The organism is Vibrio sp. Hep-1b-8 (genome assembly GCF_006124995.1).
In the GTDB taxonomy this organism is placed as follows: domain Bacteria; phylum Pseudomonadota; class Gammaproteobacteria; order Enterobacterales; family Vibrionaceae; genus Vibrio.
The window spans coordinates 1-18,104 of record NZ_QEWN01000031.1 but is presented as its reverse complement, the minus strand read 5'-3'; the positions used below and the strand labels follow the sequence as shown (position 1 = coordinate 18,104).

15 protein-coding genes, 1 tRNA gene and 1 pseudogene are annotated in these 18,104 nt (G+C 44.5%); 7 read left to right on the top strand and 10 right to left on the bottom strand.

Translation table 11 applies throughout. The features are described 5' to 3' along the window. Positions 1-622: 622 nt before the first annotated feature. Together DA100_RS07255 and DA100_RS07250 are read right to left on the bottom strand one after the other, a co-directional pair. Positions 623-1,234 carry a DUF2913 family protein gene (locus DA100_RS07255; protein WP_138971569.1) on the bottom strand — a complete coding sequence of 204 codons (612 nt, stop codon included), beginning with the start codon at positions 1,232-1,234 and terminating at the stop codon, positions 623-625. A 212-nt stretch (positions 1,235-1,446) separates the two neighbouring features. Continuing rightward, a tRNA-Arg gene (locus tag DA100_RS07250) sits at positions 1,447-1,523 on the bottom strand. Positions 1,524-1,725: 202 nt separating this feature from the next. Between DA100_RS07250 and folD the strand changes: the two genes are divergently transcribed. Then, positions 1,726-2,589, top strand: a complete 864-nt coding sequence (folD, locus tag DA100_RS07245; protein ID WP_138971568.1) for a bifunctional methylenetetrahydrofolate dehydrogenase/methenyltetrahydrofolate cyclohydrolase FolD — start codon at positions 1,726-1,728, stop codon at positions 2,587-2,589. Between the two features lie 34 nt (positions 2,590-2,623). Here folD and DA100_RS07240 read toward each other — a convergent pair. The 3 genes and pseudogenes from DA100_RS07240 to DA100_RS07230 all read right to left on the bottom strand — a co-directional run. Beyond that, positions 2,624-2,689, bottom strand: a pseudogene (locus tag DA100_RS07240) (IS200/IS605 family transposase); the annotation flags it as partial. Positions 2,690-2,852: 163 nt separating this feature from the next. Further along, a complete protein-coding gene (locus DA100_RS07235; RefSeq protein ID WP_138971567.1) occupies positions 2,853-3,818 on the bottom strand; it encodes a lytic murein transglycosylase in 966 nt (321 codons plus the stop codon). A gap of 44 nt (positions 3,819-3,862) precedes the next feature. Further along, positions 3,863-4,153: a YcgL domain-containing protein gene (locus DA100_RS07230; RefSeq protein WP_138971566.1), complete on the bottom strand. Its 291-nt coding sequence runs from the start codon at positions 4,151-4,153 to the stop codon at positions 3,863-3,865. 161 nt (positions 4,154-4,314) lie between these two features. On the opposite strand from DA100_RS07230, the gene minC reads away from it, so the two are divergent. Genes minC through minE form a run of 3 tightly spaced genes read left to right on the top strand, consistent with a single transcriptional unit; the run spans position 4,315 to position 6,072 of the window. Next, a complete protein-coding gene (gene minC, locus DA100_RS07225; RefSeq protein ID WP_138971565.1) occupies positions 4,315-4,977 on the top strand; it encodes a septum site-determining protein MinC in 663 nt (220 codons plus the stop codon). An 18-nt stretch (positions 4,978-4,995) separates the two neighbouring features. Next, entirely contained in the window at positions 4,996-5,808 is an 813-nt protein-coding gene (gene minD / locus DA100_RS07220; RefSeq protein WP_138971564.1) for a septum site-determining protein MinD, read from the top strand. Continuing rightward, entirely contained in the window at positions 5,809-6,072 is a 264-nt protein-coding gene (minE, locus tag DA100_RS07215; RefSeq protein ID WP_138971563.1) for a cell division topological specificity factor MinE, read from the top strand. A gap of 297 nt (positions 6,073-6,369) precedes the next feature. Here the strand turns inward: minE and adhE are convergent, their stop codons facing one another. Next, the gene (adhE, locus tag DA100_RS07210; protein WP_138971562.1) at positions 6,370-9,069 is read right to left on the bottom strand and encodes a bifunctional acetaldehyde-CoA/alcohol dehydrogenase; all 2,700 of its coding nucleotides are present in this window, start codon (positions 9,067-9,069) and stop codon (positions 6,370-6,372) included. A 633-nt stretch (positions 9,070-9,702) separates the two neighbouring features. Here adhE and DA100_RS07205 point away from each other — a divergent pair. After that, a complete protein-coding gene (locus DA100_RS07205; RefSeq protein WP_138971561.1) occupies positions 9,703-10,341 on the top strand; it encodes a YchE family NAAT transporter in 639 nt (212 codons plus the stop codon). Positions 10,342-10,404: 63 nt separating this feature from the next. After that, positions 10,405-11,247, top strand: coding sequence for an ion transporter (locus DA100_RS07200; RefSeq protein ID WP_138971560.1), 843 nt, complete (start codon positions 10,405-10,407; stop codon positions 11,245-11,247). A gap of 223 nt (positions 11,248-11,470) precedes the next feature. Here DA100_RS07200 and asd read toward each other — a convergent pair whose 3' ends face one another. Further along, on the bottom strand, positions 11,471-12,601 hold the full coding sequence (gene asd / locus DA100_RS07195; protein ID WP_138971559.1) for an aspartate-semialdehyde dehydrogenase: 1,131 nt from the start codon (positions 12,599-12,601) through the stop codon (positions 11,471-11,473). A 449-nt stretch (positions 12,602-13,050) separates the two neighbouring features. On the opposite strand from asd, the gene nhaC reads away from it, so the two are divergent. Further along, positions 13,051-14,496, top strand: coding sequence for a Na+/H+ antiporter NhaC (gene nhaC, locus DA100_RS07190; protein WP_138971558.1), 1,446 nt, complete (start codon positions 13,051-13,053; stop codon positions 14,494-14,496). A gap of 326 nt (positions 14,497-14,822) precedes the next feature. Here the strand turns inward: nhaC and DA100_RS07180 are convergent, their stop codons facing one another. The 3 genes from DA100_RS07180 to DA100_RS07170 form a co-directional block, all read right to left on the bottom strand. Continuing rightward, on the bottom strand, positions 14,823-15,524 hold the full coding sequence (locus DA100_RS07180; RefSeq protein WP_138971556.1) for a hypothetical protein: 702 nt from the start codon (positions 15,522-15,524) through the stop codon (positions 14,823-14,825). A 6-nt stretch (positions 15,525-15,530) separates the two neighbouring features. After that, positions 15,531-16,226, bottom strand: a complete 696-nt coding sequence (locus tag DA100_RS07175) for a hypothetical protein (protein WP_138971555.1) — start codon at positions 16,224-16,226, stop codon at positions 15,531-15,533. After that, the coding region (locus DA100_RS07170; RefSeq protein ID WP_240800888.1) for a lipase at positions 16,223-18,104 on the bottom strand (1,882 nt) is incomplete at its 5' end. The genes DA100_RS07170 and DA100_RS07175, both read right to left, overlap by 4 nt.

Below are 18,104 nucleotides of genomic sequence, written 5' to 3'. Positions count from 1 at the left end.
CTCCGTCAGGAGCCTGTAGGGGTAAATTAAATTGCTCAGCAAACTGTCCGTTCCAAATAATCCAACGCGTATTATCAAGAGGTTGCGGTGCGACAGGCGTATAAAAAGCATCTGGCAAGGAGGCAAAACGATGAGAAAGTGACGACAGCGAAAACATATACAAACCATTAACAGTATGAATCACTGCGAAACTAACATAGCAAATGAGTGAGATCCAGAGCCGCCTTGAGTCTCCGTACACTTAAGTGAGTAATTACTTCCTCGTCAAGGCTTGCTCGAAAACTAAATAATACTGAATACCAATACAATACCGAACAATGAAAACAGACAAGTGCGGCTGATAACGCCAAAATTGGAAGGTTGGATCATTTCTTGATGCTGCATAAACCACTCTCTCTTTTTTGTTACATAGTCATTACAATATGATGAATTTTCAATATTTTCACAATGCACACTAAGATTAAATTTTTATGACAAGCGTCTACACTTTTTATTCACCCTGTTCTAACTACGGATAATTAGAACAATAGGGGGGAAATCACTGAAAAGTTAACTATGTTCAAATGCAATAAGTAGAACATTATTATAACGTATTTAGTCAGGAGGCCATGTGCCACTTTTTTTATTTTTGTAAGCTCAAAGAGATACGTACAAAGTCGCCATCTTCAAATTCGACTTTATGCTCAAATAAGGACGACGAATAAATAGTACGCATCAAGGTATGCTTTTCGCCGTGAGTCCCACGAAACAACATAGAAATATCCGCAACCAAGCGATTACGATTGTTGAAATGAGCGTTGAGATCCGTAGAAAGCACACACAGCAAACAGCCTTTCGGGTTATGTTTTAGATCCACCTCTTGAGGACTTGAAACCAACACTGTGGTGTTTAACTCCCTCTCTAAGGTGTTAACCAACAGCAAAAAACTGTCGAGATGAGGTAACTCGTCCCCTTCTACCGGCGGGAGTAAATTCCCAAGCATCCCTTCCATATCTAAGCGCTGTGAGCGAGCATGGCTGACTAACGAGCGTACTTTCTTCTTGAAGGGTTTGTATTTCTTGCTATTTGCAGCTTTGTTAAGCCAAGCAGAAAGAATATCGTTCACATCGGAACGTGGCTTTCTCGCCAAAGACACTGCGGTATGATTAGTGCGCAAATGAAGTAAAGCGTGAAGAGCAAGTTCTGCTAATAGCGGCTCAAATTCAGGTTTAATTTTAGTATGGATACTGCGCATGGTTCACTAAAGGTAGGTACTCGGTTCGAACTTGGCCAAGACGGAAACGTCAGAGGAGCGACATGCTACCGAAAAGCACAGCTTATGTACAGAGAGCATATTAAATCGGTTGAAATAGCGCAGAATATAGGTTGCGTATGTAACGATCCACCAGCACCACAGAAACGACAAAGCCCCGATAACTCATCGAGTTATCGGGGCTTCTGAATAAATGGCACGCCCTGTAGGATTCGAACCTACGACCACATCCTTAGAAGGGACGTGCTCTATCCAGCTGAGCTAAGGGCGCGCTACAGGGACAGGATTATACGAGTTCGAGGCGTTAAAACAAGAGCTTTTCTTAACATTCTGATCTGAATGACTAAAAAAAAGCCACTGAACTCTTATTTGATTAAAACCACCACAAAGCAAACGTTTGCTTATAGATGTTCGTCAAATAATTTGCGACAATGCGCTGCAAATACGTCGCCATTCATTTCTTAAGGAAAGTCATGACAGCTCAAAATATCGATGGAACTCTTATTTCACAAACTGTTCGTTCAGAAGTTGCAGCACGTGTTAAAGCTCGTAAAGAGGCGGGTCTTCGTGCACCAGGCCTTGCTGTTGTGCTCGTTGGTGAAGATCCTGCGTCACAGGTTTATGTCGGAAGTAAACGCCGTGCTTGTGAAGAAGTCGGTTTTGTTTCCAAATCATTTGACCTTCCAGCGACCACAACCGAGCAGGAACTGCTTGCGTTGATTGATGAGCTTAACGAAGATGCTCAGATAGATGGTATTTTGGTTCAATTACCCCTTCCTGCGGGTATCGACGCCACTCATGTGCTAGAGCGCATCCACCCAGAAAAAGACGTTGATGGTTTCCACCCTTACAACGTTGGACGCCTAGCTCAACGCATCCCTAAGCTTCGCTCTTGTACGCCAAAAGGGATCATTACTCTACTAGACCGCTACAATGTCGAACTACGTGGTAAGCATGCCGTTATCGTAGGTGCATCAAATATTGTTGGCCGTCCAATGACTCTTGAGTTGTTGCTAGCAGGTTGTACAACAACAACGTGTCATCGCTTTACTAAGGATCTTGAGAGTCACGTTCGCCAGGCTGATGTGGTTGTAGTCGCAGTAGGTAAACCTAACTTTATCCCAGGTAACTGGATCAAAGGGGGTGCTATCGTGGTCGATGTGGGTATTAACCGTCTTGAATCAGGAAAGCTGGTCGGTGACGTCGAGTACGATAAAGCAAGAGAAAAAGCGAGCTTCATTACACCTGTACCTGGCGGTGTGGGACCAATGACAGTGGCAAGCTTAATCGAAAACACCATGCTGGCGTGTGAGCAGTTCCATACCAAGAAGAAATAGCGTAGAACTGGAGAAAGTTTGAAGGGTTGGCGCTTGGCGTCCAGACTATGTGGTACTGACACCTGTAATATACGTGTGAGGCGGATTCATATCTGCTCATGTTCTTTATTTCCTTCATTTGCTGGTTACAAACGAGGACATCTTGAACATGAGCGTTCTTCGGGCATAGCCCAAAGGAACGATCACCACCTTCTAAAGAAAGTGGTTTAAGGTTAGAAAAGAAAAAGGAGCTCTATGAGCTCCTTTGCTAACAAATTGATTCTCTACAGTGTAATTCTGTCCGCTAAATGACTAACAGCAAGTGCAAAGTAATAAGAGCGATTCCACTTCATCAATACATTGTAGTTGTTGTAAACCAGATAGACTCGGCCGTTGGCATTGTCTGGCGCCGTCAGCCACGCATTGACATTCACTTGTGGCAATGCGCTTCCATCGTAACGTGTGATACCAAGTTGATTCCACTGCGCTAAGGTTTTCTCTTTACCCTCGACACGTCCCTCTAGGTTCATGTCGAAACCCTTTGGCAGTTTTACCTGACGCCCCCAAGTGTAAGTATCGTTCCAACCTGACTGACTTAAATAGTTAGCGGCGGAAGCGAACACATCCGCTTCGGTGTTCCAAATGTCCTTCTTGCCATCCCCATTACCGTCAGCGGCAAAAGATAGGAACGAACTTGGCATGAACTGACATTGCCCCATCGCGCCAGCCCAAGAACCTTTAAAGTCCTCAACGGCAATATGACCCTGTTCAAGAATCTGCAGCGCCGCCATGGTCTCTTTACGGAAAAAGTCTTCACGACGACCGTCATAAGCCATCGTCGACAGCGCATCAATCACAGGGTAATTACCCGTAAAACGACCAAAGTTACTTTCTACGCCCCATAGTGCAACGATAAACCGTGGCTGAACGCCGTACTCTTCACCAATGCGACTCAGCTCAGCATAGTGCTCTTTGTAGAGCTCTCTAGCTTGTTTTACTTTCCAATCGGGCACTGCGCGTGGAATATACTCATCTAGGGTGAGTTTTTTCTCAGGCTGATTCTTATCGGCTTTCACCGCACGCGGTTTGTGGGTGACATTATCGAACGCTTGCTCAATAACCGCCTCAGAAATACCGTTTTGGCGAGCCTCAACTTTTAAACCTTCAACGTATTCCTCAAAGCTCACTTCATTAGCGAAAACCGATGAGGCGAGCGTGACCCCTAGAGCGACTGACATTAGTTTTTTCACATTGCCCTCCTTGAGCAACAGAATCTAACAGTCCGAATATAAATTTATTCTTCTTCAGACTGCTGACGAGCTTGTTTTTGCTCTTTGTATTCATCAAGTAAATTTTTCGGTGGTGGCGGTAGTTGAAGGAAAAAGCCGTCATCTTTCAGTGACTGCTTCACTTTCTCTACGTCTACTTGAGCCAGTGTACGCCCCTCTAACTTCACCACCATAGCCATAATAGGTTTGCCAAACATCTGCATTAATGTGTCAGGAACTTGTGAGAAATCATCCTTTTTAGGGATATATAAGTAAGCGCCTTCTTTTTTAGAACTTTTGTATATTGCACAAAGCATTGGAAGCCTTTTATCGTTTTAATTCATGGAACGTCAATGTTTCGCTATTTTTTTAAACAAAACGGTCAATTGGGCACAAGATAACTTGCTGAGCTTATTCTAGGAATATAACATGACAACCCTAGTCTCAGGCAACGCCCTTAAGAGGTTGTACGTAAAAGATGTCAAATACTCCAGACCTAAAAGGCAGTAGCTTCACTTTGTCAGTTTTACACCTTTCTGACAACGATGTGGACAAAACTATTCATTTCTTACAAGAAAAAGTCGAGCAAGCCCCTGCTTTCTTCGCTCACGCGCCCGTGGTAATCAATATCGCGAAAGTAGAAAGCGATATTGATTTTTCGAGGCTAAAACAAGGCATATCTCAAGCTGGGATGATTCCTGTCGGCGTTACTGGCTGTAAAGACAAGCGCACGCAAAACCTGGCTTCTGAGGCCAACTTTGCCGTGATGTCTGCCAGTAAGTCGCCAGCTCAAGCACCTGCAAAAATGAGCGCGACAAAAATTGTTCGTACTCCAGTTCGCTCAGGGCAACAGATCTATGCCAAAGACAGCGATCTTATCGTACTGAATCATGTCAGTGAAGGAGCTGAGGTTATCGCAGATGGTTCTATTCATATCCTCGGAACACTTCGTGGCCGAGCGATTGCCGGCGCAAGTGGGAACACTGGTGCAGTCATCATCTGCAATAAACTTAATGCCGAATTAATGTCGATTGCCGGACACTACTGGCTTACGGAGCAATTCTCCGAAGAGTTCTGGCAACAAAAAGTTATGTTCAGTTTGAACGACGACTCGCTCAAGTTCGAGTTGTTAACGATTTAATATTATAAGGAACACATAATGGCACGCATTATTGTTGTCACATCAGGTAAAGGCGGGGTGGGTAAAACAACCTCCAGCGCCGCTATCGCATCAGGCCTGGCTGTAAAAGGAAAGAAAACCGCGGTTATCGATTTTGATATCGGCCTACGTAACCTTGATTTAATCATGGGTTGTGAGCGTCGCGTTGTGTACGATTTCGTTAATGTCATCAATGGTGAAGCAACATTAAACCAAGCTTTGATTAAGGACAAACGTACCGACAATCTATTCATTCTGCCTGCTTCACAAACACGTGATAAAGACGCACTGACCAAAGAAGGCGTGCGCCGCGTTCTTGATGAGCTGGATGAGATGGGCTTTGATTTCGTTATCTGTGATTCACCTGCTGGTATCGAGCAAGGCGCTCTGATGGCGCTATACTTTGCAGATGAAGCCATTGTGACCACCAACCCAGAAGTCTCTTCAGTACGCGATTCAGACCGTATTTTAGGTATTCTCGACTCTAAGTCACTTCGTGCCGAAGAGGGGCTTGAGCCTGTAAAACAGCATCTGCTGCTTACACGTTACAACCCTGCTCGTGTTAATCAGGGTGAAATGCTTAGCGTTGAAGACGTAGAAGAAATTCTGCATATTTCGCTTCTTGGGGTTATTCCAGAAAGTCAGGCTGTGCTGAACGCATCAAACAAAGGCGTACCAGTCATTTTTGATGATCAGTCAGATGCAGGTATGGCCTATGATGATACGGTAGAGCGTCTGCTTGGCCAGCAAGTGGATTTCCGCTTCCTGACCGAACAGAAGAAAGGGATTTTCAAACGACTTTTCGGAGGCTAAATGTCATTACTAGAGTTTTTCCGTCCGCAGAAAAAAAGCTCGGCCAACTTAGCCAAAGAGCGTTTACAAATCATCGTTGCAGAGCGTCGCAGTCAAAGCGACCCTGCACCGTCTTATCTGCCTCAGCTAAAGGAAGATATCCTTAAAGTCATCGGCAAATACGTCGCGGTTGATCCATCAATGGTCGACCTATCTTTTGAGCACAAAGATGATGATATTTCCGTTCTTGAGCTCAATATTAAGCTTCCAGATGACGAAAAATAGAAGCTAGAAAATCTTGGAAGGGTTGACACACAGTGTCAACCCTTTTCTTTTAAATTCAGGTAATTAAGCTTAAATATCAGCAAGCGCTGCCTGCAACTTTCGATTCACTCATCACAAGCTCCTCTCGAAGGACGAAGTCCGGTCTATAATCTCGTAGGGCGCAGCCCGTTCTCGGAGCGTAGCGTTCTAACCTCTCGCATCTCAAAAAAAGCCCCAGTCTTTCGACTGGGGCTTGGTCTTTTCCCGATAAGTAGGTTTCGTGCTAGCGAAAACCTATCTCAAACTGAATCTTACTTATTACGCTTCAGCTTTTGCTTTTTTCGCTTTAGGCGCGTCTTTCGCTACTTGGTCAGCTTTCTTTTTGATAACTGTAGTACCTTCGAAAGTTTCACCTTCTACGAACGCTTTACCGTAGTAAGAAGCAAGTAGAACTTCTTTAAGCTCAGCGATTAGTGGGTAACGTGGGTTCGCACCTGTACATTGGTCATCGAACGCTTCAACTGCTAGTTCATCTAGTTTAGCAACGAAATCAGCTTCAGATACACCAGCCGCTTGGATAGACATTGGGATATCTAGGTTAGCTTTTAGTTCATCCAACCATGCTAGTAGACGTTCAATCTTCTGAGCAGTACGGTCACCTTCTTGGCTTAGGCCTAGGTGGTCAGCAACCTCAGCGTAACGACGACGTGCTTGTGGACGGTCGTATTGAGAGAATGCAGTCTGTTTAGTTGGGTTGTCGTTCGCGTTGTAACGTACAACGTTAGAGATTAGTAGTGCGTTCGCCAGACCGTGTGGTAGGTGGAACTCAGCACCAATCTTGTGCGCCATAGAGTGACAAACACCTAGGAATGCGTTCGCAAATGCTACACCAGCGATAGTTGCTGCGTTGTGTACTTTTTCACGAGCGATTGGGTCGCCTGCACCGTTCGCGTAGCTTGATGGTAGGTACTCTTTTAGCATCTTAAGTGCTTGTAGAGCCTGACCGTCAGAGTATTCGTTCGCTAGAACTGATACGTAAGCTTCTAGAGCGTGAGTTACTGCATCGTAACCACCGAATGCTGTTAGCGACTTAGGCATGTTCATAACAAGGTTAGCATCAACGATAGCCATGTTTGGCGTGATTTCGTAGTCAGCTAGTGGGTACTTAGCACCAGTCTTGTCATCAGTAACAACCGCGAATGGAGTAACTTCTGAACCCGTACCTGAAGTTGTAGTGATACATACAAGCTCAGCTTTCTTACCCATTTTAGGGAACTTGTAGATACGTTTACGGATGTCCATAAAGCGCATTGCCAGTTCTTCGAAGTGAGTTTCTGGGTGCTCGTACATTACCCACATGATTTTCGCAGCATCCATCGGAGAACCACCACCTAGAGCGATGATTGTGTCTGGTTGGAAGCTCTTCATTGCTTCAGCACCTTTCTCTACTACAGATAGAGTTGGATCTGCTTCTACGTCGAAGAACGTTTGAACTTCCATGCCTTGAGCTTTAAGCAGGCTAACTACGTCATCTGCATAACCGTTGTTGAATAGGAAACGGTCAGTTACTAGGAATGCGCGTTTCTTACCTTCTAGGTCGCTAAGTGCGATTGGAAGGCTACCACGACGGAAGTAGATAGACTTAGGTAGTTTGTGCCACAACATGTTTTCAGCTCGCTTCGCTACAGTTTTCTTGTTGATTAGGTGCTTAGGACCTACGTTCTCAGAGATAGAGTTACCACCCCATGAACCACAACCTAGAGTTAGAGAAGGTGCAACGTTGAAGTTGTACAGGTCACCGATACCACCGTGAGTAGTAGGGATGTTGATTAGGATACGAGCAGTCTTCATCTTGTCACCGAAGTAACGGATGCGGTCTGCGTTAACGTCTTGGTTAGTGTATAGACCAGACGTGTGACCGATACCACCGATCTCAACCATAGTTACCGCTTGAGCAACTGCGTCTTCGAAGTTGTCAGCACGGAACAGACCTAGAGTTGGAGATAGCTTCTCGTGAGCAAATGCGTCGTCGTAAGAGACTTTGCCTAGACCTTCACCAACTAGAACTTTAGTGTCAGCTGGTACTGATACGCCTGCCATTTCAGCGATTGCTGGAGCTGGTTGACCAACGATTTTCGCGTTTAGCGCGCCGTCGATAAGAAGAACTTTACGAACCTTCTCTGCTTCAGCTTTGCTTAGTACGTAAGCTTTGTGAGAAGCGAAACGCTCTTTAACTTCGTCGTATACTTCGTCAACTACGATTGCAGCCTGCTCAGAAGCACATACTACGCCGTTATCGAAAGTCTTAGACATTAGGATAGAAGCTACTGCACGTTTGATATCAGCTGTTTCGTCGATAACGACAGGAACGTTACCTGCACCTACACCGATTGCTGGCTTACCAGAAGAGTAAGCGGCTTTAACCATGCCTGGACCACCAGTTGCAAGGATAAGAGCGATGTCATCGTGCTTCATTAGAGCGTTAGAAAGCTCTACAGATGGCTGGTCGATCCAACCGATGATGTCTTTTGGAGCACCTGCTGCTACTGCTGCTTCTAGAACAAGTTTCGCTGCGTCGTTAGTAGAGTTCTTAGCACGTGGGTGTGGTGAGAAGATGATACCGTTACGAGTCTTCAGAGAGATTAGAGATTTGAAGATTGCAGTAGAAGTAGGGTTAGTCGTTGGTACGATACCGCAGATAATGCCTACTGGCTCAGCGATAGTCATAGTACCTAGGTTGTCATCCTCTTCAAGGATGCCACACGTTTTTTCGTCTTTGTATTTGTTGTAGATAAACTCAGAAGCGAAGTGGTTCTTGATTACTTTATCTTCAACAATACCCATACCAGATTCTTCAACCGCTTGTTGAGCTAGCGGGATACGAGCTTGGTTAGCTGCAAGAGACGCAGCGCGGAAGATTTTGTCTACCTGCTCTTGAGAGTAAGTAGCGAACTCTTCTTGCGCTTTCTTAACGCGAGCAATCATTGCATCTAGTTCAGCCATATTAGTTACAGGCATAGGGATTCTCCTAAAATTAGCAAATATTAAAAACTTTTTATTAAGAGTGCTGTTCGGAAGTCTTCTTTGTCAGCAATCAGAACAGGCTTCTTAGTAAATTGCTTTCAAGGCTGAGTATATTATTTCAGGTTGTGAAAAAAATTGACCCAGATCAGTTCTGAAAAACTATTTACCTAATAAGTGGTACGCCAATCCCAAAAACAATCGCAACCTAATGATAAATAACAATTTAGATCACATTTTATTGTTGAACAAAAATAAAGCAAACAGTCAGACAACCACGAAAAATCTCAACATCTTGTAAAAAAGTTTCATTTTTTGGCCACAAACTTACATGTAGTCCACAAACTTTGTGCTACTGAGAGTATATCCAATGGACCATTTCTCTCTACAATTGGACTTATTTTTTATTGAAAATGTGCAATTGTTAACGTTTGTGTAAACATCAGCCCGCAAGCTTGTTCATTCTACGTAACAAAGTGTGTCATTTGTGTTTACTATTCTTTCAATAATTAGATTTTCTCAGTAATGAAAGAGGTTCTGCTTTAGTTTTTTTCATTCGTCGATGAATATATTTTCGACTATATTCCGCAAATGACCTGTTCCCTCTGTTGATTACTTTTAGGATCACGAATGCAAACGTTCGAAATCGCTATATTTTTGCAGTTCTTTCTTGGCTTGGTGGCGGCGGTTAACCCCGTTGGGATCATGCCGGTATTTGTTTCATTGACTGGGCATATGACTCAGGAAGAGAAGCACAAGACTGCCGTTACCGCTAACATTGCCGTCGCAATTATTTTGGTTGTCTCGCTACTCGCCGGACAAATGCTATTGGATATGTTTAGCATCTCTCTCGATTCGTTTCGTGTTGCTGGTGGCCTACTGCTGCTAAGTATCGCCTTCTCGATGATGAGCGGTAAATTGGGCGAAGATAAACAGAACAAGCAGGAGAAAACCGAATACGTCAGCCGCGAACAGATTGGTGTGGTTCCACTGGCTATGCCTTTGATGGCCGGTCCGGGTGCGATCAGCTCAACCATCGTCTACGGTTCTCGCTACCCTGCGATGTTCGACACTATGGGGATCATCGTCACTATCCTGCTATTCAGTCTTTGTACTTGGCTGTTGTTCCGCTCAGCGCCTTTAATTGTTCGCTTTCTTGGCCAAACCGGAATCAACGTCATCACTCGTATCATGGGTCTGATCCTCGGTGCACTGGGTATAGAGTTTATCGCTAACGGTCTGCGTAACCTGTTCCCGGGTTTAGCCTAATCTCGCTATCTTCTGGTATGATGTTGCCATTCATTTCGTGTTTAACAATGACAGTGCAACATCATGCCTCGCAAGCCTTTTAAACATCATTTGTATGTGATCATTTTCGGCACCCATACCCCGGCCGGTCGCGCCTTTGATATCGCGCTGATTATTGCCATCATCGCCTCTTTGGCAGTGTTGATCATTGAGTCCCTACCTAATGTATTAGACGATTGGTCACAACAACTTCGATACATCGAATATACCTTTACCGCACTCTTCACAATTGAGTATCTACTTCGACTCTATTGCTCACCTAAACCCAGTTCCTATGCGATGAGCTTTTATGGGGTGGTCGACCTACTCGCAATTCTTCCCACCTATTTGGCTATCTTCTTCCCTGGGGCGAGCTTTATGGGCGTGGTACGTCTGTTACGTGTGATGCGTATCTTCCGTATCCTAAAACTGGTGCGTTACCTTCAAGATTCAAACATTCTGATGCGTTCGCTATTGATGGCTCGACGTAAAATTTTCATTTTCTTTAGTGCTGTGGGGATTTTAGTCACCATCTTTGGTGCGCTGATATTTGTTATTGAAGGTCCTGAGAATGGATTTACCAGCATTCCTAAAAGCATTTACTGGGCAATCGTGACGATCACAACCGTTGGCTACGGAGATATGGTGCCACAGACAGATTTAGGTAAGGCGATTGCGTCGCTAACAATGTTGCTCGGCTACTCGATTCTTGCGGTTCCGACCGGGATTATTACCGCCGAACTAAGCAATGAGATGAGTGCCCACAAACAACTGGTAAAGTGCCCAAACTGTAACCGAGCGGGTCATGATTCAGATGCCCTTCACTGTAAACATTGTGGTAGTGAGCTGGCGGACCCGGATAATAGAGTGGTGGTTGGGGAAGAATAGAAGCGAGAAAAGCTTGGAAGGTTGACGTGAAGACGTCAACCTTTTTTCTGCATTTGAGATATAAGTCCCTAGCAAAAACCTCAGTCTTATAGAGTTACTCAGCAGCCCAAGCGCGCACCTCTCAAAGGACGCAGCCCGGTCTAAATTCTCGCAGGACGAAGTCCGGTCTCGGAGCGAAGCGTTCTCATATCTCGAAGCGCAGCGTTCTAAACTCTCGCCTCTCTTAAGCTTTCTCAGCCAAGATGATTCGCAATGTGCGGCGTAGCGGCTCTGCTGCACCCCAAAGTAGCTGGTCACCGACAGTGAACGCGTTTAGGAAATCATCGCCCATTGCCATCTTACGGAGACGACCAACAGGGATAGACAGTGTGCCAGTCACTTTCGCTGGAGTCAGTTCTTGCGCGGTGATGTCACGATCGTTTGGAATCACTTTAACCCAATCATTATGAGTTGCGATCATCTCTTCAATCTCATCCATAGGTACATTCTGCTTTAGCTTGATAGTAAGCGCTTGAGAGTGGCAACGCATCGCACCGATACGTACACAGGTACCATCGATAGGAACCGGTGAATCTTGGAAACCAAGAATCTTGTTCGCTTCAACACCCGCTTTCCACTCTTCTTTGCTTTGACCATTGTCGCGCTTCACATCAATCCATGGGATCAATGAGCCTGCTAGAGGAACGCCAAACTTGTCTGTTGGGAACGAACCACTGCGCATGGTATCAGCAACTTTCTTGTCGATATCAAGGATAGAGCTCGATGGGTTAGCAAGTTCACTGCTAACTGAGTCATTGATTACACCCATTTGAGAAATAAGCTCACGCATGTTCTGTGCACCAGCACCCGAAGCCGCTTGATAAGTCATGGCACTCGTCCATTCAACCAAGCCTTTTTCGAACAGACCACCAAGACCCATTAGCATCAAGCTAACTGTACAGTTACCACCAACAAAGGTGTTAGTACCAGCGTGAATACCTCGCTGGATTTGCGCCAAGTTTACTGGATCGAGTGTGATGATAGAATCTTGCGCCATACGTAAGGTTGACGCTGCGTCAATCCAGTAGCCCTTCCAACCAGCTTGGCGAAGTGCTGGATATACTTGCTCCGTGTAGCTACCACCCTGACAGGTAATGACGGCATCAAGCTGCTTTAAGCTTTCAATATCAAATGCGTCTTGTAGCATTCCAGCATCTTTGCCTACCTTACTATTTCCAAATAAGGGAGCTGGGATGCCAATTTGAGATGTGCTGTAAAAAACTGGTTCAATAAGGTCAAAATCTTTCTCTTCAACCATACGTTGCATAAGTACAGAACCGACCATGCCGCGCCAACCAACTAAACCTACTCTCATTCTCAACTCTCCGTGTAATCAACTTAAATAATGGGATACCCCAATATTCAATTTTCGAAGCAAAATCTCAAGGAAAAATTGCATCAAATCTGTAACTTTTATCTACTCCCACTCCAAATAAGTGCAAAACCTACATTTTGCTCCCTTTTTATTCGATTGTTATTTTCACAAACAAAACAAATGCTTCTTAAAACATAAGTGAAAAATACGTGCCACACCTTGATTACATTTCAAAACATTTCAACTCATTAAAATTAACGACTAACCATATATTTAACCACATAAAATCACCATTACAGACTCAAATCACATTGAATGGACATTTTGTCGAAATATTATTCTAACTACGGTAAAGTGCCACTCGTACCCAAAAGGAGTTAACACTCGTAAAGCAGATAGTGCAGTGGCTTCTATTTGCTCTTGCTCACAACATTTATAAGAGGCTCTGTATGACGCAACTTACCCCACGTCTACCCAGCTTGATCCAGGTTATCGTCTCCCTTGGATTGTTCCTATTGATGGCATTTTCGTTCACTGCCCAGTTGGATCTTCCTATCCAGCTTGCCCTATACATTGGCTGGTTCATTATCATGGTGCTCGGCATACGTTTAGGACACCAGTACAAGGATCTTGAGAAAGCAGCATTGGACGGCATATCCAACGGCTTGGGAGCGGTACTCATTCTTCTGGCAGTCGGCGCGCTTGTTGGCACTTGGATTTCAGGCGGCATCGTTCCTACCATCATTTACTATGGTCTGAAAGCAATTCACCCTTCAATTTTCCTTCTTGCAACGATGATCATCTGTTCACTGACGGCACTTGCAACGGGAACCTCATGGGGTGCTGCAGGTACGGCTGGTATTGCCATGATGGGGATTGGTCAGGGACTTGGCGTTCCAGCACCGATTACCGCTGGTGCGGTACTTTCTGGTTGTTACTTCGGCGATAAGATGTCACCACTGTCTGATTCCGTGATCCTAGCTTCTTCGATGTCCAACGTAGAAGTCGTAGAACATATCAAAGGGATGCTGCCAGTGGCTTTAATCAGCTACATCATCACTGGTATCATGTTCACTGCTTTCGGTTTCCACTACGCTGGTAACGTTGATATGTCACAGGTACAGTCTGTGATTCAAGCAATGGAACAGCAATTCTACATCACCCCTTACTCATTTGTTCCAGTCGTTATCGTACTTGGTCTGTTAGCAATGCGTATGCCTTCATTCCCTGTGATCAGCTTCGGCTCACTTCTCGGGATTATCTGGGCGGTGATGATTCAAGATGTTAACTTCCTTCAAGCATTCAACACTGCGTGGGCACCTTTTGAAATCTCATCTGGCGTAACGTTCATTGACTCAATCCTAAACCGTGGTGGCATGTCATCAATGCTAGGTTCAGTTGCAGTCATTGTGTTTGGTCTAGGATTTGGTGGCTTGCTCGATAAAGTGGGTGTGCTAGAGACCATCGCAAAACTATTTGAACGTCGAGTACAGAGCGCAGGTTCACTTGCCACAAGCACGATTGCTACCGCCTTTATGGGTAACGTATTCGGTTCAGCGATGTATGTGTCACTGATCCTAACCCCTAAGATCTGTGCTAAGAACTATGACCGTCTAGGTTACAAGCGTAAAAATCTTTCTCGTAACGCAGAGTTTGGCGGTACCTTGACTTCGGGCATGGTGCCTTGGAGTGATAACGGTATCTACATGGCGAGCATCCTTGGTGTCGCAACACTTTCTTATGCGCCGTTCATGTGGTTAAGCTTTGTTTGTATCCTCGTCACCATCATTACGTCATATATGGGTTGGTTTGTTGATAAATGCGAACCAATTGAAGACGCTGAATTGGCTTCAGAGGCTCAACAACCAGAGCAGCTGGCTAAGCAAACGGTTTAACCTCTATTGACTGCGAAAAAGCGCCTAATCTGGGGTAACTCCTATCACTTAACGTGTTTGGAACGAACAGGGTAGCGAGTTTTACTCATACGAACGGTCCTTGATTTGGGCCGTTTTTTTCGTTCTGGCAGAAGGTAACGCTTCACTTGCTCTCGCATTGCCCTCACCTTCCCAATGCTCGAAGTAGACATCCATTTCGCCAATAACTTAGCCAATGTTTCCACTGGCATATTGGTGATCCACTGCTGATTTTCTTGTTGGTGCTGTTCTGAAAACAAAAAGTTAGCAACAAAGTAGCCACTTTCTTGGTCGGTGGCTAGACGGAGTTACTTACCTGTTTGAGGGTCTAACGGGGTACTACGATACTCTTCACCAGCTAAAATATCGTAGTGAATCACGGTGTCGCTATTAAACTGAGAAAAATCAAAGTAGACACTTTCTGCATTGTAATTTGGTTTTTGAGATATTTTTTCGTCATCTACAAACAAATAGCAGCCAAGCGAGCCAGACCAAACTTTCCCTAAACCCTTAAATATATAAGAATTACAATTTCTCGATTCTATTTTGGAAGCTAAATCTCTCGGTTTATTATCATAATCAGTACCGGCTCGATAGATGCGTAGGTTCGCAAACCCTACTGTATCGAAGGCATTAATTAACTTCACTTCCATATTAGATAGGTAAGTTATGCAGCCTCTCTCTGGTTGTCTTGGTTGGTAAGGGATCCTTAGTTCATAATAATTTTCATCTGCTGAGAAGTTGTGTTCAAACTTAAAACTCTCGTTGTAAATTCCTGTATTTACTTTTCCACTGCCTGCATTCCATGACCATCCGGAGCAGCTTTCCCCACGGCCAAAGTGGTTTACGCGAACACTGATATTGGCATCTGCTGGCTTTTTCCCGGCTATCACCATATACGGCTCTTCGCCCGCGCCCCATATTCGCTCCGATGGCCCCAAATAATACACAAATAGAATTACTGTAATGATGATAAGCACAATCGATAATATTCGCTGTTTGTTACTCATACCCAGTTAATTACCTGTTTGCGGATCTAACGGGGTACTACGATATTCTTCACCAGCTAAAATATCGTAGTGAATCACCGTATCGCTATTGAACTGAGAGAAATCAAAGTAGACACTTTCTGCGTTAAACTCTGATTCTTTTGATATCCTTTTTTGATTGAAGTAAAAGTCACATCCGATTGCTCCAGCCCAGACTTTTCTTAAGCTCTTATATACTTCACTGTTGCAATCTTTAGCTTCAATTTTTGAATCTAAGCCTATCGGTTTGTTGTAATATTTTGTTCCTGATTGGTAAATGCGTAGTTGGGCAAAACCTACTGTATCAAATGCGTTATAGGCTTGAACTGTTATATCCCCCAAGGTTACTTCACAATCAAACGAGTCTTGATATTGCTGGAAAGGAATGCGCAATTCATACCTGCTTGGGTCGTTGGAGAAGTTATAAGTCACATGCCATTTTACATCTGCACCACTTGACCAGCCGGAGTCGGCACTCCATGTTTTTGCCCCACATTGTGGGCCACTTGCCCCCCATATTGCCCAAGCATCAATGGTGGCATCTGGCGGCTTGATACCTGAAATAGTGATATATGGCTCATCAGCCTCATCTCCCCAAATGTTGGGTTGGGAGTCATAATAGTACCAATAGCCAACCACCGTTAAACAAACCAAGACAATCGAACGCTTTGTGTTTTTTTTCATAATATCTGCTTCTTAACTTCTTCAGGTAAGGATTGATTTGACATCAGCAGTAAACTGAGCGGATACCGCTCAGGGTTGTTTAGAGTCGCGGTTAATTCGTGCCTGACCTGATGATGATTGTGCACTAATTGTTCGCTGATCGATATCTCTTGTTTTAAGCGGGCAAGATAAGCTTGATTAGTGAGCGAGTAGGGTTTGCCTAACGTTTCGGCTAACTCATACTTAGCCTTCAAGGAGCGTTGCTGTAAATCGTCGATGGTATTTGAGAGGTGATTGATCGTGCCTTGATAATTGTCATACAAACTTTCTTTACTGAGTGCTTGCAGTTGAGCGAATAGGTTAGGGATATAAACCTCCATACCGTGTTCAGCGATTGAAGCATCGGTCAAACCGTCCACTAATGCATAGGAATCATTTTCGGCCATCTTTGCAATATCAAGCATAGTAATTTGAGTTTGTCTCGGAGATAACAGTACCTGCTTGGGCTCATCATACGTGATCAATTGAGATAGGGAACCATGATGAAGATAGTTATCATCATCGTTATCCATGATCATTTTTTTGACTAAATTCACACTGCTATTGAAAATGTCAGACAGTTCGAGACCTTCGGTTGGGTCGGTATTAGCCCATGTCATCGGGACTTGGGGAACGAGATCGTGATTATTAACATGCCGATAATGGACAATATCGCGATAACGCTCGACAAAACTTCGCGTTCCTGTGCGCGGCATTCCGTAAGTGTACAAACGCAATGTTGATGGCGAATAGGTATCTTGTATTAATGCGCTCAGGATCAGTGCTGCTGCGCCACCTAAGCTATGTCCACACACGTAAATGCTTTTGCCTTTATGTTTTTTAAGGCTCCTCTCAATTTTATCTAAAAAAGCCATCGCATATTGATAAAATCCGCGATGCATATAAGTTCCCCCAAACTCAGGAGGATCAATTTGTGCCGCATCGAAATTTGTTCTGACAAAATCCTGCACCACAGGGGCGTTAAATACGGCATTTATCCCATTTTTTGCTTTAAAAATGAATAATGAATTTTCTGCCTCGTCCTCTTTGCCTTGTGAACCCAAAGCTACTTCAGAGCCGCGAACACCAATTATGGCAGTATCGTGGTTGTATATAATGTAGCCTTGAGCACCAATGTCATTATCAGCGTAATAATTAAAGTTGAGTGCTTGGCTGTAAGGAATCTCAATCAGTAGCCAATTAACGGCTAAGTCTCCTGACTGCAACGGGCGCTGTTTCAGCTTCAGTGTTTCAATCACAGTAGACAAACTCCCCGTGCTATCTGTGACTGAGCGTTTATCAATACTTTTTTCTTTACTGGCATACGCCAGTTTCGACAACAAAGCAAAAGTGTAACTATTCGCCAAGTTGAACCCATCGGTATCAACAATCATTGGCATATAGCTGCGTAGGGCTTTTATCTCGAGCACATGGGTGGTGTTGTGTGAGGCACGAACCCCTTTAATATCTTTACGTGCATTGGCTTTGAGTGCGCTATGGTGCTCGGTCAAGAACGAATCTTGAGGTGGGGTTGACCACAAATCACCCACGCTCACTAAGGCGTATTTTTTACGGTTTTGATGAACCGCCCCCAGCTCTGACTCTGCTCTTGATTCAACTGGCGACGGGGTCTGTTCGTTGCGACTCTTATACTGTTCTACCGTGGCTAATAGGTTTTCTGTTTCGACGCTGATCACCCACTCCCCTGCGGCCAGATTGGCAAAATTACAGTTCCCTTGGCGACTGGTCTGTTGATGCGTTTCTAGCGTGCTGGGGTTAGTAATGGTCACCTTTAAGTCATTTATCGGTTCATCGTTTTCGCTACGAAACTCAACCTCTAACCAATTGACTGCGGGGTTA

What these genes read in the sequence shown, in the direction of transcription:
- asd (WP_138971559.1), bottom strand. Translation starts at nt 12,601, where the DNA reads ATGAGAGTAGGTTTAGTTGGTTGGCGCGGCATGGTCGGTTCTGTACTT.
- DA100_RS07200 (WP_138971560.1), top strand. Translation starts at nt 10,405, where the DNA reads ATGCCTCGCAAGCCTTTTAAACATCATTTGTATGTGATCATTTTCGGC.
- minC (WP_138971565.1), top strand. Translation starts at nt 4,315, where the DNA reads ATGTCAAATACTCCAGACCTAAAAGGCAGTAGCTTCACTTTGTCAGTT.
- DA100_RS07255 (WP_138971569.1), bottom strand. Translation starts at nt 1,234, where the DNA reads ATGCGCAGTATCCATACTAAAATTAAACCTGAATTTGAGCCGCTATTA.
- folD (WP_138971568.1), top strand. Translation starts at nt 1,726, where the DNA reads ATGACAGCTCAAAATATCGATGGAACTCTTATTTCACAAACTGTTCGT.
- DA100_RS07175 (WP_138971555.1), bottom strand. Translation starts at nt 16,226, where the DNA reads ATGAAAAAAAACACAAAGCGTTCGATTGTCTTGGTTTGTTTAACGGTG.
- minE (WP_138971563.1), top strand. Translation starts at nt 5,809, where the DNA reads ATGTCATTACTAGAGTTTTTCCGTCCGCAGAAAAAAAGCTCGGCCAAC.
- adhE (WP_138971562.1), bottom strand. Translation starts at nt 9,069, where the DNA reads ATGCCTGTAACTAATATGGCTGAACTAGATGCAATGATTGCTCGCGTT.
- DA100_RS07180 (WP_138971556.1), bottom strand. Translation starts at nt 15,524, where the DNA reads ATGAGTAACAAACAGCGAATATTATCGATTGTGCTTATCATCATTACA.
- nhaC (WP_138971558.1), top strand. Translation starts at nt 13,051, where the DNA reads ATGACGCAACTTACCCCACGTCTACCCAGCTTGATCCAGGTTATCGTC.
- DA100_RS07205 (WP_138971561.1), top strand. Translation starts at nt 9,703, where the DNA reads ATGCAAACGTTCGAAATCGCTATATTTTTGCAGTTCTTTCTTGGCTTG.
- DA100_RS07230 (WP_138971566.1), bottom strand. Translation starts at nt 4,153, where the DNA reads ATGCTTTGTGCAATATACAAAAGTTCTAAAAAAGAAGGCGCTTACTTA.
- minD (WP_138971564.1), top strand. Translation starts at nt 4,996, where the DNA reads ATGGCACGCATTATTGTTGTCACATCAGGTAAAGGCGGGGTGGGTAAA.